The organism is Flavobacterium sp. 9 (assembly GCF_002754195.1).
Classification (GTDB): Bacteria; Bacteroidota; Bacteroidia; order Flavobacteriales; family Flavobacteriaceae; genus Flavobacterium.
In genome coordinates, this window is the sequence record NZ_PEEU01000001.1 from 2,081,594 (window position 1) to 2,103,627 (window position 22,034).

20 protein-coding genes and 1 tRNA gene are annotated in these 22,034 nt (G+C 33.6%); 16 read left to right on the plus strand and 5 right to left on the minus strand.

The genetic code is table 11. The features are described 5' to 3' along the window. Positions 1 to 8: 8 nt before the first annotated feature. On the minus strand, positions 9 to 1,175 hold the full coding sequence (locus CLU81_RS08175; RefSeq protein ID WP_099709366.1) for an MFS transporter: 1,167 nt from the start codon (positions 1,173 to 1,175) through the stop codon (positions 9 to 11). Between the two features lie 102 nt (positions 1,176 to 1,277). Here CLU81_RS08175 and CLU81_RS08180 point away from each other — a divergent pair, with 102 nt between their 5' ends. From CLU81_RS08180 to CLU81_RS26770, 8 genes are all read left to right on the plus strand, one after another. Continuing rightward, complete coding sequence (locus CLU81_RS08180) at positions 1,278 to 2,111, plus strand: AraC family transcriptional regulator (protein ID WP_099709367.1); 834 nt, start codon at positions 1,278 to 1,280, stop codon at positions 2,109 to 2,111. 70 nt (positions 2,112 to 2,181) lie between these two features. Further along, positions 2,182 to 2,565, plus strand: a complete 384-nt coding sequence (locus CLU81_RS08185; RefSeq protein WP_233209681.1) for a hypothetical protein — start codon at positions 2,182 to 2,184, stop codon at positions 2,563 to 2,565. 180 nt (positions 2,566 to 2,745) lie between these two features. After that, complete coding sequence (locus tag CLU81_RS08190; RefSeq protein ID WP_099709368.1) at positions 2,746 to 3,276, plus strand: DUF3347 domain-containing protein; 531 nt, start codon at positions 2,746 to 2,748, stop codon at positions 3,274 to 3,276. Positions 3,277 to 3,320: 44 nt separating this feature from the next. Continuing rightward, positions 3,321 to 3,839: an AraC family transcriptional regulator gene (locus CLU81_RS08195; RefSeq protein ID WP_233209682.1), complete on the plus strand. Its 519-nt coding sequence runs from the start codon at positions 3,321 to 3,323 to the stop codon at positions 3,837 to 3,839. A gap of 330 nt (positions 3,840 to 4,169) precedes the next feature. Then, positions 4,170 to 6,710, plus strand: a complete 2,541-nt coding sequence (locus tag CLU81_RS08200) for a heavy metal translocating P-type ATPase (RefSeq protein ID WP_099709370.1) — start codon at positions 4,170 to 4,172, stop codon at positions 6,708 to 6,710. Positions 6,711 to 6,719: 9 nt separating this feature from the next. After that, on the plus strand, positions 6,720 to 8,972 hold the full coding sequence (locus CLU81_RS08205) for a multicopper oxidase domain-containing protein (protein ID WP_099709371.1): 2,253 nt from the start codon (positions 6,720 to 6,722) through the stop codon (positions 8,970 to 8,972). Between the two features lie 150 nt (positions 8,973 to 9,122). Next, on the plus strand, positions 9,123 to 10,274 hold the full coding sequence (locus CLU81_RS08210) for a hypothetical protein (RefSeq protein WP_099709372.1): 1,152 nt from the start codon (positions 9,123 to 9,125) through the stop codon (positions 10,272 to 10,274). A gap of 193 nt (positions 10,275 to 10,467) precedes the next feature. Then, a complete protein-coding gene (locus tag CLU81_RS26770; RefSeq protein WP_158235319.1) occupies positions 10,468 to 10,626 on the plus strand; it encodes a hypothetical protein in 159 nt (52 codons plus the stop codon). A gap of 254 nt (positions 10,627 to 10,880) precedes the next feature. Here CLU81_RS26770 and CLU81_RS08215 read toward each other — a convergent pair whose 3' ends face one another. Then, positions 10,881 to 11,333 carry a DUF4442 domain-containing protein gene (locus CLU81_RS08215; protein ID WP_099709373.1) on the minus strand — a complete coding sequence of 151 codons (453 nt, stop codon included), beginning with the start codon at positions 11,331 to 11,333 and terminating at the stop codon, positions 10,881 to 10,883. 231 nt (positions 11,334 to 11,564) lie between these two features. On the opposite strand from CLU81_RS08215, the gene CLU81_RS08220 reads away from it, so the two are divergent. The 5 genes from CLU81_RS08220 (at position 11,565) to CLU81_RS08240 (ending at position 15,923) form a co-directional block, all read left to right on the plus strand. After that, positions 11,565 to 12,044: a DUF4870 domain-containing protein gene (locus CLU81_RS08220; protein ID WP_099709374.1), complete on the plus strand. Its 480-nt coding sequence runs from the start codon at positions 11,565 to 11,567 to the stop codon at positions 12,042 to 12,044. A gap of 130 nt (positions 12,045 to 12,174) precedes the next feature. After that, a complete protein-coding gene (locus CLU81_RS08225) occupies positions 12,175 to 12,507 on the plus strand; it encodes a PadR family transcriptional regulator (RefSeq protein WP_008464689.1) in 333 nt (110 codons plus the stop codon). Positions 12,508 to 12,510: 3 nt separating this feature from the next. Next, complete coding sequence (locus CLU81_RS08230) at positions 12,511 to 14,265, plus strand: PspC domain-containing protein (RefSeq protein WP_099709375.1); 1,755 nt, start codon at positions 12,511 to 12,513, stop codon at positions 14,263 to 14,265. A 3-nt stretch (positions 14,266 to 14,268) separates the two neighbouring features. Next, positions 14,269 to 15,003, plus strand: coding sequence for a head GIN domain-containing protein (locus CLU81_RS08235; RefSeq protein ID WP_099709376.1), 735 nt, complete (start codon positions 14,269 to 14,271; stop codon positions 15,001 to 15,003). An 86-nt stretch (positions 15,004 to 15,089) separates the two neighbouring features. Next, positions 15,090 to 15,923 carry a GIN domain-containing protein gene (locus CLU81_RS08240; RefSeq protein ID WP_199174557.1) on the plus strand — a complete coding sequence of 278 codons (834 nt, stop codon included), beginning with the start codon at positions 15,090 to 15,092 and terminating at the stop codon, positions 15,921 to 15,923. A 164-nt stretch (positions 15,924 to 16,087) separates the two neighbouring features. Here the strand turns inward: CLU81_RS08240 and trxB are convergent, their stop codons facing one another. Beyond that, positions 16,088 to 17,035: a thioredoxin-disulfide reductase gene (gene trxB, locus CLU81_RS08245; protein WP_099709378.1), complete on the minus strand. Its 948-nt coding sequence runs from the start codon at positions 17,033 to 17,035 to the stop codon at positions 16,088 to 16,090. A gap of 176 nt (positions 17,036 to 17,211) precedes the next feature. Here trxB and CLU81_RS08250 point away from each other — a divergent pair. After that, positions 17,212 to 17,286, plus strand: a tRNA-Pro gene (locus CLU81_RS08250). 518 nt (positions 17,287 to 17,804) lie between these two features. Here CLU81_RS08250 and CLU81_RS08255 read toward each other — a convergent pair. Further along, positions 17,805 to 18,200, minus strand: a complete 396-nt coding sequence (locus tag CLU81_RS08255; protein ID WP_099709379.1) for a RidA family protein — start codon at positions 18,198 to 18,200, stop codon at positions 17,805 to 17,807. 166 nt (positions 18,201 to 18,366) lie between these two features. Here CLU81_RS08255 and CLU81_RS08260 point away from each other — a divergent pair, with 166 nt between their 5' ends. Further along, complete coding sequence (locus CLU81_RS08260; protein WP_099709380.1) at positions 18,367 to 19,248, plus strand: AraC family transcriptional regulator; 882 nt, start codon at positions 18,367 to 18,369, stop codon at positions 19,246 to 19,248. A gap of 124 nt (positions 19,249 to 19,372) precedes the next feature. Next, complete coding sequence (locus tag CLU81_RS08265) at positions 19,373 to 19,798, plus strand: septal ring lytic transglycosylase RlpA family protein (RefSeq protein WP_099709381.1); 426 nt, start codon at positions 19,373 to 19,375, stop codon at positions 19,796 to 19,798. A 54-nt stretch (positions 19,799 to 19,852) separates the two neighbouring features. Here the strand turns inward: CLU81_RS08265 and CLU81_RS08270 are convergent, their stop codons facing one another. Next, entirely contained in the window at positions 19,853 to 22,021 is a 2,169-nt protein-coding gene (locus CLU81_RS08270) for a hypothetical protein (protein ID WP_099709382.1), read from the minus strand. Between the last annotated feature and the right edge of the window lie 13 nt (positions 22,022 to 22,034).

Sequence of the window (22,034 nt, forward strand, 5' to 3'; positions counted from 1 at the left end):
ATTATTCTTTATGCATTCTGCAACTGTAAATTGCTTTTGTGTTTCTGCATTAAAGCAAAAGTAATAATCATTCCGGTAATCGCCATTCCAACTCCAATAAGGTTAGGAGAAGCATAACTGTAACCAGCCGCCAAAGGCAATCCTCCTAAAAAGGCACCTAAAGCATTCCCGATATTAAAACTTCCCTGAAGTGCTGCCGAAGCAATCATCTCAGCGCCTGTTGCAGTTTTAATCATTAACATTTGAATTGGTGCAATTACTGAAAAAGAAATAGCGCCTGTTAAGAAAGTCAGAAACAAAGAAATATATTGATTGAAAGAGAATAGGTAAACTAAAATTAAATCAATCGACATTACAAATAATAAAGCCAAAACGGTTGGTGCCGGAGAAAATTTATCTGCAAGTTTACCGCCTGCAAAGTTTCCAACAACCATTCCAAGTCCAGCAAGAATCAAGATATACGAAACATCTTCTGCGTTAAACTTAGAAACATTGATCAATAAAGGTGCGATATAACTAATCCAGGCAAATAATCCTGCAAACCCAATTGCAGTAATTCCGATAATTAACCAAGCTTCCGTTTTCTTAAAAAATAAGAGTTGCGTTTTCATATTTACGTTTCCGCTTTTCTCCAGATTTGGCATCCATAAAGAAATAAACAAAAACGTAAGCAAACCTACAATTGCAATTAATATAAAGGTATAACGCCATATAAAATTGTGTCCAATATAAGTTCCAATTGGAACACCAATTAAATTAGCCAGCGTTAAACCTGAAAACATAATCGCGATTGCCTGAGCTTCTTTGCCTTTGTCTGCCAAACGGCTTGCGACTACAGCTCCAACTCCAAAGAAGGCTCCGTGTGGTAATCCGGAAAGAAATCTGGATGCGAATAAAAAATTATACGATGGCGCAATAATAGAAAGCGCATTAAAAACAGTTAACATTAAAGCTAATATTAAAAGCATTTTCTTTGGAGCTAAATTTCTTCCTAAGATTACTAATAAAGGAGCTCCAATAACAACGCCCAGCGCGTAAGCCGAAATTAAATATCCGGCAACCGGAATCGAAACTTTCATATCTGAGGCAATATCCGGTAACAAACCCATCATAACAAATTCGGTAATACCAATTGTTAATCCTCCTAATGAGAGTGCAATAAGACTTTTTTTCATTTGTTTTTACAAGAAAGGAATAGAATTTCTATGATGCAAAGTTAACGCTGTTAAACACAAAAAAAGTTGTACATTTGCGATATAAACTTGTAAATTTAAGTTATGCCTATTTTAAATCAATTCAAAACTCTTGTTATTGATGAGTTCGAAGATGAGAAATTTCATCTTCCGCCGCACACGCATACTTATTATGAAATTATTTATATCAAAAAAGGAAGCGGAGTTCACCATCTGAATAACAACTTATTACCTTATAAAACGGGAGATCTCTTTGTGATTTCGCCGGAAGACGAGCATTATTTTGACATTAAAAAAAGTACTCGTTTCTTTTATATTAAGTTTACGGACAATTATTTTAATTCGAAACAGAATCTTACTTGCGACGAATTCTTAATTCATACTCCGGAAAGTTTCATGCGTGATAAAACACTAAAAGAAACGGTTCTTAAACTCGACGATCCCTGCAAGACAATATTAAAGAATACAATCGAAAACATTGCCGCATACAATTGCAAAACCGATGTTTCGACTTCACCAATTGTATTTTATCAGATTCTTTCGATTTTTGGATTAATCAAAGAAACCATGCGCGGTCAAAATCTTGTTGTTAAAGGAAATTCTATTGACAACGAACAAATCACTTCTTATATTCATCAGAACATTTACAATCCGAAATTAGTTCAGATTAAAGTAATTGCCAGTCATTTTAATATTGCCGAAACTTATTTTAGCGCTTATTTCAAAAGAACTTTCTCTATTAGTTATCGCGATTATATTCATAATTTAAGAACAACTTTAATCGAAAAACGAATTCATAACAACCAATTACCAATTAAACAAATTGCCTATGAATTTGGTTTTACCGATGAAAGTCACTTATCAAACTATTTTAAAAAGCGAAAAAATATGAAGCCAACAGATTTTAAGAAAACTTAAAATTGGAAATCTTAAATAAATAGCAACGCTTAAAAAAAATATCTAAATTTGTACTTCTAAAATAATTTCATTGGCAAAAAAGCTCCACATATTATTTCTTTTCATAACTCTTGGCTTCCTTTTGATGTCCAATTCTGGTTATGCTTGTGGAAAAGCTTCTGAAAAAACTTCTTGCGAGAAAAAAACAATTTCTAAAAAAGAAACCGCTGATTCTTGCGAAAAGGATTGTTGCAAAGACAATCATAATTCTAAAAAAGATCAGCACGGCTGCAACGGAAAATGCGATCATTCCGGTTGTACAACTTCTGGATTAGCGTTTAGTTTGATAGCAACAAATGAATTTGAATTTGACAATAATCTATTCAATTTCTCTACTGAAAAAACAACTTTACATCACAAAACCGCCAGTATTTCTGATGGTTTTACTTCTATTTGGCTTCCGCCAAAAATATAATATTTCTATTACTGACAGCCATAATTATTTTTAAGCCACAAAGGCTCTAAGATAATAAGGTTCTAAGCAAAAAATTAAACTTTGAGTCTCTGCGACTTTGCGAGATCAAAACATCATATAAAAAAATAAATTATTTAACTTAGAGGATAAATTCACATTCTCTATTAAAATCTTATAAAAATGAAAAATACAATATCAACTATAGCAGCAGTAATAATCGTATTATTTTCTGCAAATATAATTCAGGCAACTACAATCAAAACAGAAACAACTACAATCGAAGATGTAGATTCAAGTCAGTTACAAGCTGTTTACGATGCTTATTTTACTGTCAAAGATGCCTTGATTAAAAGTGATGCCAAATTAACTTCGGCGAAAGCCACAGATTTATTGACGGCAATTACCGCAGTAAAAATGGATAAACTAAAAAGCAACGAACATACTGTTTGGATGAAAGTCGTTAAAAAATTAACCGCCGACGCTAAAAGTATTTCTACAAGCTCAGATATTAAAAAACAACGTGAAACTTTTAAATCCTTAACTAAAAGCACTTATGATTTAGTTAAAGTTTCAAAATCTACTGAAGTTGTCTACAAACAATATTGCCCAATGGCAGATGCTGATTGGTTGAGCAAAGAAAAAGCAGTTAAGAATCCGTATTACGGTTCTTCGATGTTGACTTGCGGAAACGTGGTAGAAACCATCAAATAAATATGACGCTCTACATCAAAAACATGGTGTGTGGTCGCTGTAAAATGGTTGTGAAGTCTGAGTTTGAAAAACTTGGACTTCATACTATTTCTGTTGAATTAGGCGAAGTCGAACTTCAAGATGACATCACCGATTCTCAAAAAGAAATTCTGCTAAAAAATCTTCAGGCTTTAGGTTTTGATTTTATTGATGACAAAAAAAGTAAAACGATCGAGAAAATAAAAAACATCATCGTTGATTTAGTTCATCATAAAAACAATGATCTCAAAATCAATTTGTCTGATTATTTAGTCGAAAACCTAAATCAGGATTACAGCACTTTGAGTAATCTTTTCTCAGAAATTGAAAATACTACTATTGAAAAATATTTTATCAGTCAGAAAATCGAGAAAGTAAAAGAACTCCTTATATATAATGAACATTCGTTAAGCGAAATTGCCGATATGCTAAATTATAGTAATGTCGCGCATTTGAGCAATCAGTTCAAGAAAATCACGGGCTTCACTCCTACTTATTTCAAACAATTGAAGGATAAAAAAAGGATTCAGATTGAGAATTTGTAAAATTATTTAACCGCAAAGCGCGCTAAGATTTTTACGCAAAGCTCGCAAAGATGATAAACATAGCTCAAGGTTTTAACCTTGGGATTCATATTGTAATGAATTCGTTGCGCTCCCAAGATTAAAACCTTGGGCTATGTTTTTTTGCAAAATTATTTTAGACAAAGCTTTGCGAACTTAGCGTTTCTATAAAATCCAGCGTATACAAAATTCCTTGCGCACTTTGCGGTTAAATCTCTTTTAAATAATATTACAAATCATTCTCAAAATTATACAAACCGAAGTAAACGTTACTTCGGAAATTTGCATTGTAATACTTAAAAAGATAAAACAATGACGCATCAATATATAATTTCAGGAATGTCGTGCGATGGATGTCGTAAAAAAGTCGAGAAAACTTTGAATACGATTGAAGGAATTCAAGCCGAAGTAACTTTAAATCCTCCATTGGCAACTATAACAATGGAAAAACATATTGCAACTGAAAAATTTCAAGAAGCTTTAACCGAAGCCGGAAAGTACACTATTGAGATGACTTCATCTAAAAATACCTCAGAAGCGCCCGTTAAATCATGTTGTTCCGGTAACAAAAAAGAAAATCACGAAGGACATCATCACAAAAAAGAAACTGCAGTAACTCACAATCATAATACAACAGGAATTTTTTATTGTCCGATGCATTGCGAAGTTGATAAAACCTATAACAAACCCGGAGATTGTCCCGTTTGTGGAATGGATTTAGTTCCACAAGTGGCTACAAACACAACTCAATTTACTTGCCCAATGCATCCGGAAGTTGTTTCGAATGAACCAGGCGATTGCCCAATTTGCGGAATGGATTTGGTGCCAATGCAAGCTTCTGAATCTGAGGAAAACAAAACTTATACTGACTTATTAAAGAAAATGAAGATTGCGATTTTGTTCACGCTTCCGATCTTTATTATATCAATGTCAGAAATGATTCCCAATAATCCGTTGTATAAAATAATGCCTGTCGAAAGTTGGAATTGGGTTCAATTCTTATTTTCAATTCCGGTGCTTTTTTACGCGGGTTGGATGTTTTTTGTTCGTGCTTACAAATCGATTATTACCTGGAATCTAAATATGTTTACTCTTATTGGGATTGGAACCGGAGTTGCTTTCTTGTTTAGTATTGCCGGAATGTTCTTTCCGGATATTTTTCCATCTGAATTTAAATCACATCACGGAACCATTCATCTTTATTTTGAAGCTGCAACAGTTATTATAACCTTAGTTTTATTAGGACAATTATTAGAAGCAAAAGCGCACGGACAAACAAACGGAGCCATAAAAGCTTTATTGAAATTAGCCCCAACAGAAGCTACTTTGGTAGAAAACGGAAATGACAAAGTAATATCGATTCATAATATTAAAAAAGGAGATTTACTTCGAGTAAAACCAGGAGAGAAAATTCCAGTTGACGGAAAAATTACCATCGGCGAAAGCAATATTGATGAAGCTATGATTACCGGAGAACCAATTCCGGTGGATAAAAAAGTGGGCGATTCTGTAATTGCAGGAACCATAAACGGAACTAAATCATTTGTTATGATTGCCGAAAAAGTAGGTTCAGAAACTTTGCTTTCTCAAATTATACAAATGGTAAATGATGCAAGTCGTTCGAGAGCGCCAATCCAGAAACTGGCAGATCGTGTGGCTAAATATTTTGTTCCAACGGTTGTCATTATTTCGATTATAACGTTTTTCGTTTGGGCGAAATTTGGTCCTGAACCAGCTTATATCTACGGATTAATTAATGCGATTGCTGTTTTAATTATCGCTTGTCCTTGTGCTTTAGGATTAGCAACTCCAATGTCTGTAATGGTTGGAGTTGGTAAAGGAGCGCAATTCGGGATTCTGATAAAAAATGCAGAAGCTTTGGAAAACATGAGCAAAATAGACGTTTTGATCACGGATAAAACCGGAACTATTACCGAAGGAAAACCTTCTGTAGAAAAAATATATGCTGTTAATAATAACGAAGATCTTTTACTTCAAAATATCGCTTCATTAAATCAACATAGCGAGCATCCTTTGGCGCAAGCCGTAGTAAATTTTGCTAAAGCTAAAAACCAAACAATTCTTGACGTTCCGGATTTTGAAGCCGTTGCCGGAAAAGGAGTTATAGGAACAGTGAATAATTCAAAAGTTGCTTTAGGAAATAAAAAACTAATACTTCAGGTTGGCGCTTCTATTTCTGAAGATATTGAAAGCAAAATCGTTGCCGAACAAAATCTGGGTAAAACGGTTTCTTATATCGCCGTTGATAAAGTTGTTTTGGGCTATGTAACAATTACAGACGCCATTAAAGAAAATAGTGTAAAAGCGATCAAAGATTTAATCGATCAAGGTGTTGAAGTGATTATGATGACGGGAGATAATGGGAATACTGCCAAAGCGGTTGCAAATCAATTGCACTTAAGTTCGTTTAAAGCCGATTGTCTTCCGGAAGATAAACTAAAAGAAATTCAGCGTTTGCAAGCCGAAGGTAAAATTGTTGCCATGGCGGGCGACGGAATCAATGATGCTCCGGCTTTGGCTCAAGCCAATATTGGAATCGCAATGGGAACCGGAACTGATGTTGCTATAGAAAGTGCTAAAATTACGCTTGTAAAAGGTGACTTAAACGGAATTGTAAAAGCTAAAAAACTAAGTTATTCGGTGATGAAAAACATCAAACAAAATTTATTCTTCGCCTTTATTTATAATGTTTTGGGCGTTCCTATTGCCGCAGGAATTTTATATCCGGTATTTGGGATTTTGCTTTCGCCGATGTTGGCTGCGCTGGCAATGAGTTTAAGTTCGGTTTCGGTAATTGTAAACGCACTAAGATTGCGAAATCTAAAACTTTAATAAATCAATATGAAACTACATACTATTCTAATTGTGTTTTTAATTGCCGTTAGCGCAAATGCTCAAAAAGTAGTTCGTTACGATTTATACGTTCGCGATACGATTGTCAATTTTTCGGGAAAAGAAAAACGTGCACTTACTGTGAATGGACAAATCCCAATGCCAACTTTGACTTTTACTGAAGGTGATATTGCGGAAATTTACGTTCATAACGAATTAAAAAACGAAGATACGGCGTTGCATTGGCACGGATTATTTCTGCCAAATAAAGAAGATGGAGTTCCGTATTTAACGCAAATGCCAATTAAACCAGGAACGACACATAAATATAGTTTCCCAATTATTCAAAACGGAACTTATTGGTATCACAGCCATTCCGGATTGCAGGAACAAATAGGTTTGTATGGACTTTTTATTATTAATAAGAAGAAAGACGATCCTACTTTTAGAAAAGGAATTGATGATTTACCAACAATTCCGGTTATTCTAAGCGAATGGACGGATTTGAAACCTGAGAATGTTCAACGAATGCTTCACAATGCCAACGATTGGTTTGCTATAAAAAAAGGAACGACTCAAAGTTATGCCGAAGCGATTAAGAAAGGGCAATTTTCGACAAAAGTCACCAACGAATGGAAACGCATGAATGCCATGGATGTGAGTGATGTATATTATGAGAAGTTTTTAATTAACGGAAAAAATGAAGATCAACTTTCGCAATTTAAAGCGGGTGATAAAGTCCGATTGCGAATTGCAAACGGTGGCGCTTCGAGTTATTTCTGGCTGACTTATGGCGGCGGAAAAATAACGGTTGTTGCGAGCGACGGAAATGATGTTGAACCTGTAGAAGTGGATCGATTGATTATTGCGGTTTCTGAAACTTATAATATTGTGGTTACAATTCCTGAAGATCATAAATCGTTTGCTTTTTTGGCTACAGCCGAAGACAGAACCGGATCTGCTTCCTTATTTATAGGCGAAGGAACGAAACAGCCTGTCAAACATCTTCCGAAATTGAAATATTTTGAAGGAATGAAAATGATGAATGATATGATGAAGATGAACGGCGAAATGAATGATATGGGTATGAAAATGTCTCTGAATAAAATGGACATGAATGCTGTGATGTATCCTGAAATTTCGGGCGAAGACGAATCTGAAAAAACCGAAGATCATTCTATGCATAATATGGAAGGCATGAAAATGGACGATATGAAAATGTCTAATGATTCTACAGAAACTGCCGAAATTACAACTTTGAATTACGGAATGCTGAAATCTCCAACCGTGACAACTTTACCAAAAGATGCGCCGGTAAAAGAACTACGTTTTGAATTGTCCGGAAATATGAACCGTTATGTTTGGAGTTTAGACAACAAAGTGATTTCTGAAACGGATAAAATCTTAATCAAAAAAGGCGAAAACGTTCGGATTACATTATATAATGGTTCGATGATGCGTCACCCAATGCATTTACATGGACACGATTTCAGGATTATTAACGAACATGGCGAATATTCTCCGCTTAAAAATGTGATTGATATTATGCCAATGGAAACTGATACAATCGAATTTCAGGCAAATGCCGATGGCGATTGGTTTTTCCACTGTCACATCTTATATCATATGATGGCGGGAATGGGGCGTATTTTTACTTATGAAAATTCAGCTCCAAATCCGTTGATTCATCATCCTGAAATGGCGTACAAAATGCTAAAAATGGACGATCGAATGTTTCATTTTATGGCTGAGAATGATTTTGCGTCAAACGGAAATGACGGTGAAGCAATGTTCAGCAACACGCGTTGGAGCATTGGAACGGAATGGAGATTGGGTTATAACAATGAACATGGTTATGAAACCGAAACGCATATTGGTAGATATATTGGCAAAATGCAATGGTTTATGCCTTTTATAGGTTTCGATTGGCGTTATAGAAGAATGGGAATGGACGAACAGGAACAAAATATGTTCGGACAAAAGAATACCAAAGATAATCGTTCGGTTTTTAGTGCCGGTATGGAATATACTTTGCCAATGCTTGTAAAAGCGCAAGTTGAGGTTTACACCGATGGAAATGTAAGGGTTCAATTTGAACGAAAAGATATTCCGCTTTCGAGCCGTTTGCGAATGAACTTAATGTGGAATACAGATAAGGAATATATGGCGGGACTAAAATATATCGTTGGCAGAAACTTTGGAATTACCACACATTATGATAGTGATATGGGAATTGGCTTTGGATTGAATCTGAATTATTAATAGTTTTTTTTAACCATATAAGTAATTTAAGTTCATTTAAAAGTGTGTTTATAAAACAGATTTTAGCGATGAATAAATTATATCTTAGCTAATAAATGTTCAACTCAATCTTTATTAGAATAAAAACTACAACTTTTCAATAAGCTAAATATGGAGAATCAGTATTGTTATATAGAATTCGATTTTACAAATGAAGGAAACTTTAAAGATTTAAAAGACACATTCGAGGTTATAAAAGATTCTAAAAACAATTCTATTAAAAGAGATGATAGATTTTGGCTTGAAACATTTCCGAAATATTCCTTAGAAAAATTCACATTCTTAGATTCGGATTTAAAACCAAATTTTAAAACAGCTGAAGAAACGGAGCTAAGTTGGCATTTCTATTCCCTTATTGAATTATTATCCATAAATTATGAAATAGAATATATTGATTTGAAAGAGACGAGTCATAATAAAGGTATACTTCTATACGATGCATATTCTTATCCTTATGGAGGAATAAATGGACTTATTGTATTTCTGGAATCTTTTAATTGTAACCCGAAAATATACGATGACGGCACAGGAGTTTATAATTATCCTCATGAAGAATTAAATAAAACTAAAAAGTCTAAGTGGAATTTTTCCAGTTTAAAAAACCTTTTTAAAACTGCGATGTTATTATTGTTTATCACTTTAATTGCTAGTTGTAATAATAAGGAGAAAGATTTACAATTTGAAAAAGAGGTGTTTTATGAGGTTTATCCAGCTCTTATTGATTCGGTTTGGGTAAATGCTGTGCGAAATTATGTTCCGCCTGCGCCTCCTGGAATAGATCCGTCGGAATATAAATTGAATAGGCGAAATGAATCAAACAAACGATTCAATAAAGAACTAGCCGAATTTAAACAAAAGAAATTTCCTGTTGATCTTGTTTTCTTTGATGAATTGGCTGTAAGGGACAATTCTAAAGAACTTCAGGAACATTTTAAAGATGCTGTAATATCGAAAGACAATGTTACGGATACGCTTGATTTTAAACTAGACAGAAAAAAACTGGATGCCTATACTGCTTTTCATCTTAAATATGTTTCCAGAATACCACGTGGAAATGACAGGAAGTTTTATAATGAATGCTGTTATTCTGTAAGGGGAATAGTTATTCTAAGCAGAATTCAATTTGATGATGAAAAAAAATATGGCGTTCTCACTGCAGAAATTGAATGTGGTGGTTTGTGCGGATATGGATATCTAATCTATATTAAAAAAGTAAATGATAAATGGGTCGTTGATAAAATAGAAGATGGCTGGATTGCTTAATTCGGTATTATTTACAAAGATTAACAACAAAACTGTTTCAGGGAAAGATTAAAGAGAGTTTAGTTTTAAATTTAATACTTCTTTGATAGGCATTAACTTATCGTTGACAATTTCTAAAACTAAATCGTATTATATTTGAATCAAATCTTCAATCAAAAAAAAGAAAAGTACTAACAATTAAATTAAACAAAAAATGAAAAAATTATTTACTGTTTTAGCTATCGCTTTATTCACAATTGGATTACAAGCACAAGACACAACACCAGCTCCTAAAAAAGAAAAAGCTAAAAAAGAATCTTGCTGCAAAAAAACTGCTGACAAAAAAGACAAAAAATGTTGCGCTAAGAAATAAGCCGAACACGTTTTAAAAGTAAAAAGCCTCAAATATTTGAGGCTTTTTTTTATGTTTTTATTCGCCACAGATTAAAGGATTAAAAGGATTTTAAAACCAAAGAAACCACAATCATTGTCATTCCGAGGAACGAGGAATCTCCGCAAGAAACTCCATATGCAAAATCACCAATCTTTGTCGAGCTACTCGCGGAGATTCCTCGTTCCTCAGAATGACAAAAATGCGCATATAATCAATGGCAAAAAACTTTAAAACTATTTAATTCTTACGCTCCATTCAAAATCCATTTCTGAAACCTGAACGCCTTCTTCATTTGTTCCTATAGATTTCATCCAGAAAGTTTGTCCCTCGCCTGTTGCGATTGTTCTTTGGATTGCTTCGGCTATTAAATGTCCGTCGTTACAAACGAATGTGATTCTTCCGGTAGCTTTTTTGGTGAAGTTTCCTTTATTATTGGCAACCAACATTGAAATCTTTTTTCCGCTTTGCTGAATTTGAGAAATCACTAAAGCTCCTGTTGTTAATTCGGCTGCCATTGCCTGAACTGCAAAGTACATCGAATTAAAAGGATTCTGATTAATCCATCTGTGTTTTACGCTTACAACGCATCTGTCGTCGTCGATTGCTTTTACGCGTACACCGCAAATGTATGCTGATGGTAATTTGAATAATACAAATTTATTGAGTTTGGAAACTGAAATTGCCATGATATTTATTTTTTTATGTAAAAATACAAAAAAACTATGCACGCACAATAAATTGCAATTACTTTCCTGTTTTGTCAGTAAAATCAACACTTAACAATGATTTTCAGCTGATTATAGAGCGGTTTCAAATTTCAATTTTGTTAAAATTTTGTTAATAATTAGTACTATGCAAAACAAGATACTGTCTTTTAGCCATATATTTGTATAAGAAATTACTATATACTTTTAATCATGGAAACAACAACACCACTCATCATGGAAACATCATCAGAAAAGAACACTGCAACGTTCACACATTTAAGTACTTTGAGTCAATATATTATTCCGTTTGGGAATTATATTTTTCCAATATTGATCTGGACGAGTTACAAAGACAAATCGGAATTTGTAAATCATCACGGAAAACAAACGCTTAATTTTCAGTTAAGCTTATTGCTTTATACTTTGATTTTGGCTTTGATCGCAATTCCGATTTTTATAGCTGTCATTTTTCAAAATCTTCCAATGGAAGCTGTTTTTAACGATGACGATTTCTATATCAGAAATATTAATTTTCAAGGAAACATTGGATTGTTAAGTATTGGAGCAACGGCGGTAGTACTTTTTGGATTATTAAAATTTGTTGAATTCTTTTTAGTGATTTATGCTTCGATAAAAGCTTCAAACGGAGAATTGTATAAATATCCGCTTACGATTCCTTTTATAAAGTAATCTACTGAAATTAAAAGTTATAGTCGAAACTTTACAAGCAATCAACAAGAATTGTTTCGAAATCAATCATCAATCAATCATCATCAATCAAAAAACGAATTGTTCAATCTAAAAAAAACAAAATGAAATTATGAACATTGAAAACACAAAAGCACAGATGCGCAAAGGTGTTCTTGAGTTTTGCATCTTATCAGTATTGAAAGAAAAAGACGCTTATACATCAGAAATATTAGACACTTTAAAAAACGCAAAATTACTAGTTGTTGAGGGAACAGTTTACCCACTTTTGACTAGGCTGAAAAACGACGGTTTGCTAAATTATCGTTGGGAAGAATCGACCTCTGGGCCACCACGAAAATATTATGGATTAACCGAAATAGGACAAACTTTTTTAAACGAACTTAGCGGAACCTGGACAGAATTGTCTGACGCCGTAAATCTAATCACCAATCAAAATCAATAAGTCATGAACAAAACAGTAAATATTAACTTAGGCGGTATGTTTTTTCACATCGATGAAGACGCATATTTAAAATTGACACGCTATTTTGACGCTATAAAACGATCACTTAACAACTCGTCTGGTCAGGATGAAATTATTAAAGATATCGAAATGCGTGTTTCTGAATTATTAACAGAAAAACAAAAAAGCGAAAAACATGTTGTAGGCTTAAAAGACGTTGACGAAGTGATTGCGGTTATGGGACAACCTGAGGACTACATTATTGAGGACGAAGAAAAACCAAATCAGTCTTTTAATGATTACGGTACAAGAAAACATAAAAAATTATACCGCGATAAAGAAAAAGGTATGATTGGTGGTGTTGCAACTGGTTTAGGACATTATTTTGGAATTGACGCTGTTTGGATTAAAATACTATTCTTAGTATTTGTTTTCGCAGGTTTTGGAACAGGGATTTTAGCTTATTTCGTTCTTTGGGTTGTAACTCCGGAAGCGATTACAACTTCTGAGAAATTGGAAATGACTGGAGAACCGGTTACAATTTCGAACATCGAGAAAAAAGTTCGTGAAGAGATTGAAGGACTATCTGACAGATTTAAAAATGCGGATTATGATGCAATGGGAAACCAGGTAAAGTCGGGAGCTGAGAGAATAAGTAGTTCATTTGGAGACTTTGTTATGACGGTTTTTAAAATCTTTGCTAAATTTTTAGGAGTAATCTTAATCATATCAGGGATTAGTATTTTGATCGCATTATTGATTGGAGTTTTTACTTTAGGAACGAATGTTTTTGTTGATTTTCCGTGGCAAAACTTTGTTGACGCAGGAAACTTTACAGACTATCCTATCTGGTCATTTGGTTTACTGATGTTCTTTGCAATTGGAATTCCGTTTTTCTTTTTGACTCTTTTAGGTTTCAAATTGTTATCTCCAAACTTAAAATCAATCGGAAACATAACAAAATACACATTGTTAGCCATCTGGATTATCGCTGTTGCAATTGCAATTAGTATTGGAATCAAACAAGCAACGGAACTTTCTTATGACAACAAAACAATTGAGAAAAAAGATATAAGTGCTCGTGCGACTGATACTCTTTATGTAAAATTCAGATACAATGATTATTACGCTAAAAGCCTTAATCAACATAGTGATTTTGAATTCGTTCAGGATTCTGCAAACAATCAATTGATTTATTCTACTGACGTTCGTTTACATGTATTACATACTGATAAAGCAACGGCTTATTTGCAAATAGAGAAAAGCGCAAGAGGAAATTCTTTTGTGAATGCAAGACAAAGAGCGGAGAAAATCAACTATAAATATCAAATCAATGGTAATCATTTAGTTCTTGATAATTACTTTTTGACAGATGTAAAAAACAAATTTAGAGGTCAGGAAGTTGATGTATATTTGTACTTACCAGAGGGTCAATTATTTAAACCAGACGCTTCGGTTCAGGATTATGATGACTCTGATAATGATTTTTTCAACTTACACTTTAGCGGAGACTATAACTACAAAGTTGAAGGATCAAAAATTAAATGTCTAAACTGTCCAGCAGAAGAAAATGAATATAATGATGGTAACAATGACGGAGACAATGATTACGAATACGACGATGAAGGCAGAATAATTAACAACGATACTGTAAAAGAAGTATCGATTAAAATAAATGGAAAAGAAGTTTTAAACGGGAAAAAAACATCAGGAAAATTAACCACTGATAAAAACGGAGTAATAATTAAAATTAACTAAGCCATGATTAAAATAATCATTCATATTACGAAATTAATTGTTGTTACAATAACCGCATTATTATTTGCTTCATGTAATTTAAACATGAATACTATTGAAGGAAGTGGAAATGTAACGACCGAGAAAAGAATTGTTCAGGGAGATTTTAAAAATATCAGAGTGAGCAATGCGATCGATTTAGTTATCGAACAATCTGATTCTACTTCAATTACTGTAGAAGCTGATGATAACTTGCAGAAAGAAATTGAAACTACGGTTGAAAATGGAACTTTAGTAATCAGATGTAAATTCAATTCTTTCCGTAACATCTCTCAAAAAAAGGTGACTGTTAAAATGCCTGTTATTAATAAAATAGAGGCTTCAAGCGCTGCATCTGTAGCGAGTAAAAATATTATTCAGGGACAAGATATAGAATTAGAAACATCAAGTGCCGCAACAATGGATGTAAATGTAGAATCAGACAACATTTCATGTATAACAAGCAGCGGAAGTTCTATTACAATTGAAGGAAAAGCTTTAAAAACAATTACCAGAGCTTCAAGCGGATCTAGTGTAAATGCTGGTAAATTATTCGCAAATGAAATTGAGGCAGATGCTTCAAGCGGAGGAAATCTGGAAGTTCACCCTATTTTGAGTCTGAAAGCCGGTGCATCAAGTGGAGGAAGTATTAATTATAACAATGCTCCTAAAACAATTGAAAAAACTGCTAGTTCAGGAGGAAGCATTAGTCAGGGCTAAACTTTATTTATCTGTTAAATATAAAAGAAATCATTCATCAAAAGTGGATGATTTTTTTATATTTGTCAAAATCAAATCTAGAATTAATGAAAAAACATGCAGCCCTAATCCTATTATTACTAGTTACAACATTAACTTTTGCTCAAAAAAGAGAAAAAATAAAAGGTTCTAAAATTGTTACTGTATCACAAAAAGAAGTTGGAGATTTTGACGCTATCGAAGCCGACGACAATCTGGAGGTTTATTTGGAAAAAGGAGAAAAAAACGAAATTAGAATTGAAGCCGATGACAATTTACATGATATCATCGGGATGGATTTAAGAGATAAAACACTTCGCTTATATACTTCGAAAGAAAGTACCATCTTCAAAAAGCTTAGCGTACGTATTACATACACAAGTTCCTTAAAGAATGTAATTGCCAAAAATGAAGCTATAATCTATGCCATTCAGGAAGTTCAACTAGATGATATTACTTTTAATAGTGTTGATTTTTCTAAATTATTTCTGAATGTAAATTCAAAAAAATTCACCTTAGTCGCTGATGATAAATCAAAAACAGAATTGAATTTAAAATCTGAAGATGCTAGTTTGCAATTGAGTAAATCTGCTTCTATTAAGACATTAGTATCAGCAATAAAATTCAAATGTGATTTATATCAAAAATCTAATGCCGCTATTGAAGGAATTGCAGAGAAAGCAACTATACGACTAGATAATAATTCAATTTTTACAGGAACAAAATTCACTCTAAAAGAGGCAAACATTACTGCTGAAAGTTATTCTGTTGGAAGTATTTTGGCAGAAACTACCGTTTCATTAGCAATTGGAGATAAAGCCGAACTTTCTCTTTTTGGAAATCCAGCCATTCAGTTAACCCGTTTCTCTGAGGAAGCAAAACTTTTTAAGAAGATAAAATAGAAAGAAAGTTGCAGATTTCAGGTTTTCTTTGTTTCAAGTTATTGGAACGTTATAAAATAAAAAGTCCCATTTGTACTTACAAATGGGACTTTTTAACTTTTATTAATTTTCTATTCACATTTCAACAACTTGAAACCTGAAACAAAGAAAACCTGAAACTTTCTTTATTCTTTAGAAGCCAAATATCTTTCAGCGTCAAGTGCAGCCATACATCCTGTACCTGCAGCAGTAATTGCCTGACGGTACACATGATCTGCAGCATCACCGGCAACAAAAACACCTGGTACGTTTGTATTAGAAGTTCCCGGAGTATTTATGATATATCCAGTTTCGTCAAGCGTAATATAATCTTTGAAGATATCTGTATTTGGTTTATGACCAATTGCAACGAAAAATCCTGTTGCAGGAATATCAAAAACTTCACCTGTTGTTTTGTTTTTTGCTTTGATTGCATGAACAACATTTTCGTCTCCTAAAACTTCTACTGTATCGTGATTCATTAAAATCTCGATATTTTCAGTTTTACGAACACGGTCTTCCATGATTTTAGAAGCTCTAAATTTTTCGCTTCTTACCAACATCGTTACTTTTTTACAAAGTTTAGATAGGTAATGTGCTTCTTCACAAGCTGAATCTCCCGCTCCAACAATTACAACTTCCTGATTACGGTAGAAAAATCCGTCGCAAACAGCACAAGCAGAAACTCCACCTCCCATTTGTAAATAATGTTGTTCTGATGGTAATCCTAAATATTTTGCTGATGCTCCTGTAGAAATAATAACGGTTTCACAGTGCAATTCGATTGTATCATTAATCCAAACTTTATGAATATCGCCTGAAAAATCAACTTTAGTAGCCCAACCATCACGAATATCAGCACCAAAACGTTTTGCTTGTTCTTGTAACTGAATCATCATTTCAGGTCCTGTAACTCCATCAACATAACCAGGAAAATTTTCTACTTCATTAGTTGTAGTCAACTGACCTCCAGGCTGCATTCCTTGATATAATACTGGATTCATATTTGCTCTGGCAGCATAAATAGCCGCAGTATATCCTGCAGGACCAGAACCAATAATTAGGCATTTAATTTTTTCGATTGTATCTGACATAGTATGTATAGTTTTTAGTGATGCAAATGTAAACTTTATTATAAAAATTCACACCCAAAACAAATCCTAAATAACTATCTCGAAATAAGTTTTATTTATTTTCACTTTTTTCTTTTGCAAATCAAATTTATTACTATATTTGCATCCGCTTACGGGCAGTACAACAAATACATCTTCGGGGTGTAGCGTAGCCCGGTTATCGCGCCTGCTTTGGGAGCAGGAGGCCGCAGGTTCGAATCCTGCCACCCCGACAAAAAAGTCTTTTCAGAAATGGAAAGACTTTTTTTTTGCTTTTAACTCAACAATGACAAATACCGAACGATTATAACGTCCCGATTGAAAATCGGGAAGACCAAAGCTTCGAATCCTGCCACCCCGACAAAAAAGTCTTTTCAGAAATGGAAAGACTTTTTTTTTTGCTTTAAAGTCAATTAACAACAAATACTGAACGGTGATAGCGTCCCGATTGAAAATCGGGAAGACCAAAGCTTCGAATCCTGCCACCCCGACAAAAAAGTCTTTTCAGAAATGGAAAGACTTTTTTTTTGCTTTAAACTCAATTATCATATTTCAAACATTGCCCGTGGTTTCAACCATGGGAAACGTATTATGATAATATCTTGCGCACCAACGGTTGAAACCGTTGGCTATGTGTAAAAAATATAGCTGAAGAAATACAATTTATACATCCCAACGAATACAAGAAAGTTTGCAAATTAAAATCCTGCAACCTTAAAAATTTTCTACGTTTAAATAAAAAAGTTTTTACTTAATTTTTCAACATCGCAACAATTTCTATTTCGATAAAAACATCGTTTCTAAACAATCCTTTAACTTCTACTAGAGTACTTGTTGGTGGCATATCAGGATTAATAAATTGATCTCTTGCTTCTCTGTACCCAGCTATTTGTGAAATATCAGTAATAAAAATTCCTAGTTTTACAATATCACTAAGATTCGCTTCACAGGTTTCTAAAATACTTTTGATATTTTCGAAAATTTGAATTGATTGTGTTTTTACATCATTGCCAACCAATTCGCCTTGCTTATTAAGTGGAATTTGTCCTGAGAGAATAATCATCTTCTGATTTTCGAACGGAATTACAACTGCTTGAGATAAACCTTTAATCTCAAATACTTTTTCTGAATTTTTAAATTGTGACATAACTATTTTAAATGAATTAATATTTCACAAAGGTCTATTACATTCCTCATATCAATTTTGTTTAAAATGTCATACTTCATGACTATTTGTATCAATATTGATATAATTGTATTTATGAATACCTGAATGTGTCCTAGGAAAATTTTATACATTCGTAAAAAAAATCATGAACGTTATAAAACAAAAAGGAGATTACGATTCGTTTCCAGGATCACACACCATTATAACGTCTGATAAAATTGGTGTGATGGAGATTTGTCGACAGCAGCACAAAAAACCATTTCATAAGCGAAATTTGCTTAAGGAACATTTCTTGTTATTTGCGATAGAAGGATTAAATGAATTACGTATCGGCAATGAGCTTTTTTCTTTAAAAAAAGGCGAAATGTTATTAATAAAAAAAGCTACTTATGTTGAGATAGTAAAAAGTGGAGATCCTCTAAACGATTTCATGTATGAAAGCGTATCCTTTTCATTGAAGAAAGATGTAATTATCGATTTTATTAAATTGATTGAAATGGATAATTATTTAAAAGAAAAAGAATCAGACAACAGAGCACTTATTCATTCGTACGGAGAACGTTTAAGATCATTCCTCGAATCCTTAAAACCTTATTTTGATGATAACGAGAATATAAAGACAGGATTATTCAAATTAAAAATATTAGAATTGCTTTATGATCTTTCGCAGGCGAATCCAAAGTTTTTAAATCAATTGATAAATATTGACCAAAATGAAACCAGAGATTTATTAAAAACAATAGAAGAACATTATCTACAACCTTATTCTCTTAAGGAACTAGCCTATATTTCTGGAAGGAGTTTGTCGAGTTTTCGTCGCGAGTTTGAATCTTTGTTTCATATTACTCCCGCAAAATGGATTCAGGAAAAACGACTACAAAAAGCAAAAGAATTATTTCTCACCACTCAATTAACGATTGCAAATGTATGCTACGAAGTTGGGTACGAAAATGTCTCGCACTTTTCTCGATTGTATAAAAGTCATTTCGGATATAATCCAACTGAAACCAAAAAACAAACAATTTAAAATTAACACAAGTTCAAATCCTGCCATCTCAACAAAAGTCTTTTCCTTATATAAATAAATCTTATCACCATACATCTTTCTTTTTAGAATAATCTTTTTTTGTCAAAAATTAGAAATTTTAAAAATGAAAAAAAAATTACTATATCTTCTCTTCGTTATTTCGATAACAGCAACTGCTCAAAAAAAACCTGAACTTATAGCTAAAAACTCAAAAACTGACACCCTTCAATTATACAAGAAAAATGCGCATGCTTCTTATTATCATGATAAGTTCAACGGAAGAAAAACAGCAAGCGGCGTAAGATTTGACAACGATAAATTGACTGCTGCTCACAAAAAATTCCCTTTTGGAACAAAACTAAAAATCACAAACGAGAAAAATAATAAATCCGTCATTGTAGAAGTCACTGACAGAGGACCATTTATTAAAGGAAGAGAAATTGATTTAAGCAAAAAAGCTTTTATGAATATTACCTCAAACAAACAAGGCGGATTAGAATATGTAACAATTGAAATTTTAGAAAATAAAAAAACTCTGAGGATCGACTAGTCTTCAGAGTTTTTTATTTATTTGAAAGATTTTCTAATAAGAATGTACGTTTCCTTATTTCTCCATAATAATATACGAAGGATAAGATTCTCGATTTGGCAAATCGAAGGTTTCATCATAAGGTTGTGTTCCTGCACCATTATTATATAATGCCACGCGTTTTACACCAGTTGCCGTGCTTCCACCTGTACCATTAATAACGTTTAGAATATTTCCTGAACCCGCAAAACGAGTGATGCACATTTTTTCGAGTTTCACATTTGGGCTGTTAGGTATTTCAAAACCATTTTTCTTATTTACAATACCATCATTTCCTGTAAAAACTGCATAAGAACCCATTCCTATTGTATGATGTTCTTTTACCGTATTGGCAACTTTGAATGCTGCATAACCATCAACTTTTCCTTCTTGACTGCTCCAGCTTGCTTGATTTGGCGCATCGTATGGAGGTTCATTTTGAAAGAAATAAGTTCTGCCACGTTCTCCTAACCATAACACCTCATATTCTTGATAATGTTCCGTAAATAATGCATAAAGCGTAACATCATTCCCCGTAACAATAAGTCCGTTTTTACACCTGTCTCTTAACCAGCGTGCTTTTCCACCTTTTTGCGAACCGTGATCGGCGCGCCACAACCAGAAGTGATCACCCACAACATTGTTACTATTTATTTGCATAGAAGCATGTATCTGAATATTTTTTGACTGAACACCGCCAACTCTGCAAGTAATATCTGAAAGCAAAATTGGATCAACAGAATGATCAGCATTTGCTCCTTCGTTACCAATTCTAACCTGATACGTTGTACTATTAAATGAATCCATAAGAAGTCCGGAAATTATAATTCCGTCTTTATCATCAGTATAAATACATCCCCAAGTATTTTTTTCGCTAGGTTCTAATGTTACTGAAGCAATACCAGCACCTAAAAGTATTGCATCTTTTCGGTTGACCTGAATTGGAGCATTTAAAGTATAATGTCCGGGAGTGAAAAATATATTTTTACCAGCTTTTAATGCATTGTTAATTTCCAAATCGGTGTCACCTTCTTTGGTAACGTACCAATCTGTAAGCAAATCTTGAACTTTACCTTTCCCCATATCAGTTGTTGACCAAGAAATCCCTACTCTATCTTTTTGCCACGAAGGAACAAACACTTTGTATTCGCCATCTTTATCTATAAAAAGAAAGGGTTTTTCTCTAATAATAGGCGTAGTTGGAACTGGAGAATTAGCTTCGTCTGCTTGCGGAGGATTAACACAACCTTGCCAAACCATATTATACGAACCTCCCATTGCTTCTGAACCGGAAGGAAAAATAGAATTTCTCGTATACCATTGCTGTTGTCCGCCCCAATTTGGTCTGGACGAAGTATAATGCGTATCGGCAATAAAACCTCCGCTTCCCCAAAAATTAGTATCTCCGATATCCGAAATATATTTTGAAGTACTTTCAATCAGCATTCTTCGTGCACTGGTTGATTGAGAAACTGTCCAGGCAAAATCTCGCATTACTTCTACATTTTCTATAGAACGCCAGAATGTGCACGTAGCATTTGCGCCACCTGAAAGATGAGGTCTCGTGAATACAGATCCTAATTTAACATCTGATGGAACTTTGCCTAAACCTCCAATGTGAGAATAAAATCCTAATTCTATTGAATTTGCTTCCACCGATGACGCAGAACCTGATCCGCCTGAATCATAAGTTTGACCGTTAACATTTGCTTTGAAATAATAAGCCTGACGTTTTGTTGTCCACTCGCCGTTTGATCCGCCAAGACCTATAGCGCCAAACTGCGAATTGATATCGGTTCGTGCAGTTTCAGCTTTTTCATATTTTCTGTCGTAGAAATACATATTACCACCGAAAATCTGATTTTCCAACGAAATTATTATTGTGATATCATTACGAGTAATTTTATAATAGTTCTCATATTTATCTGTATTAGGCTTATTATCTGTAAATGACAATTTAGAAGTTGAACCTACAGACACATAATCTGACGCCAAACGACTTCCTCCTCTTGTAATTGTATAATTTCCGGATGAACCAAATGCCGGCCACGATATTGTGATATTGTGTTTTTTCTTATTGTAAACAATTTTGCCTTTTAGATCATTTTCCTGATTTTTTTCATCAGATGAATTGGATGTTACAAAACTGCATAGAATCAGCAGAACTGCAAATGCAGCAAATACTGAGATTAACTTTTTAATCATAAATAAATCTTTT

Coding starts and splice junctions, on each gene's coding strand:
- CLU81_RS08270 (WP_099709382.1), bottom strand. CDS start 22,021: ATGATTAAAAAGTTAATCTCAGTATTTGCTGCATTTGCAGTTCTGCTG.
- CLU81_RS08175 (WP_099709366.1), bottom strand. CDS start 1,175: ATGAAAAAAAGTCTTATTGCACTCTCATTAGGAGGATTAACAATTGGT.
- CLU81_RS08220 (WP_099709374.1), top strand. CDS start 11,565: ATGGAAACAACAACACCACTCATCATGGAAACATCATCAGAAAAGAAC.
- CLU81_RS08180 (WP_099709367.1), top strand. CDS start 1,278: ATGCCTATTTTAAATCAATTCAAAACTCTTGTTATTGATGAGTTCGAA.
- CLU81_RS08235 (WP_099709376.1), top strand. CDS start 14,269: ATGATTAAAATAATCATTCATATTACGAAATTAATTGTTGTTACAATA.
- CLU81_RS08260 (WP_099709380.1), top strand. CDS start 18,367: ATGAACGTTATAAAACAAAAAGGAGATTACGATTCGTTTCCAGGATCA.
- CLU81_RS26770 (WP_158235319.1), top strand. CDS start 10,468: ATGAAAAAATTATTTACTGTTTTAGCTATCGCTTTATTCACAATTGGA.
- CLU81_RS08200 (WP_099709370.1), top strand. CDS start 4,170: ATGACGCATCAATATATAATTTCAGGAATGTCGTGCGATGGATGTCGT.
- CLU81_RS08210 (WP_099709372.1), top strand. CDS start 9,123: ATGGAGAATCAGTATTGTTATATAGAATTCGATTTTACAAATGAAGGA.
- trxB (WP_099709378.1), bottom strand. CDS start 17,035: ATGTCAGATACAATCGAAAAAATTAAATGCCTAATTATTGGTTCTGGT.
- CLU81_RS08255 (WP_099709379.1), bottom strand. CDS start 18,200: ATGTCACAATTTAAAAATTCAGAAAAAGTATTTGAGATTAAAGGTTTA.
- CLU81_RS08265 (WP_099709381.1), top strand. CDS start 19,373: ATGAAAAAAAAATTACTATATCTTCTCTTCGTTATTTCGATAACAGCA.
- CLU81_RS08225 (WP_008464689.1), top strand. CDS start 12,175: ATGAACATTGAAAACACAAAAGCACAGATGCGCAAAGGTGTTCTTGAG.
- CLU81_RS08230 (WP_099709375.1), top strand. CDS start 12,511: ATGAACAAAACAGTAAATATTAACTTAGGCGGTATGTTTTTTCACATC.
- CLU81_RS08190 (WP_099709368.1), top strand. CDS start 2,746: ATGAAAAATACAATATCAACTATAGCAGCAGTAATAATCGTATTATTT.
- CLU81_RS08240 (WP_199174557.1), top strand. CDS start 15,090: ATGAAAAAACATGCAGCCCTAATCCTATTATTACTAGTTACAACATTA.
- CLU81_RS08205 (WP_099709371.1), top strand. CDS start 6,720: ATGAAACTACATACTATTCTAATTGTGTTTTTAATTGCCGTTAGCGCA.
- CLU81_RS08215 (WP_099709373.1), bottom strand. CDS start 11,333: ATGGCAATTTCAGTTTCCAAACTCAATAAATTTGTATTATTCAAATTA.
- CLU81_RS08195 (WP_233209682.1), top strand. CDS start 3,321: ATGGTTGTGAAGTCTGAGTTTGAAAAACTTGGACTTCATACTATTTCT.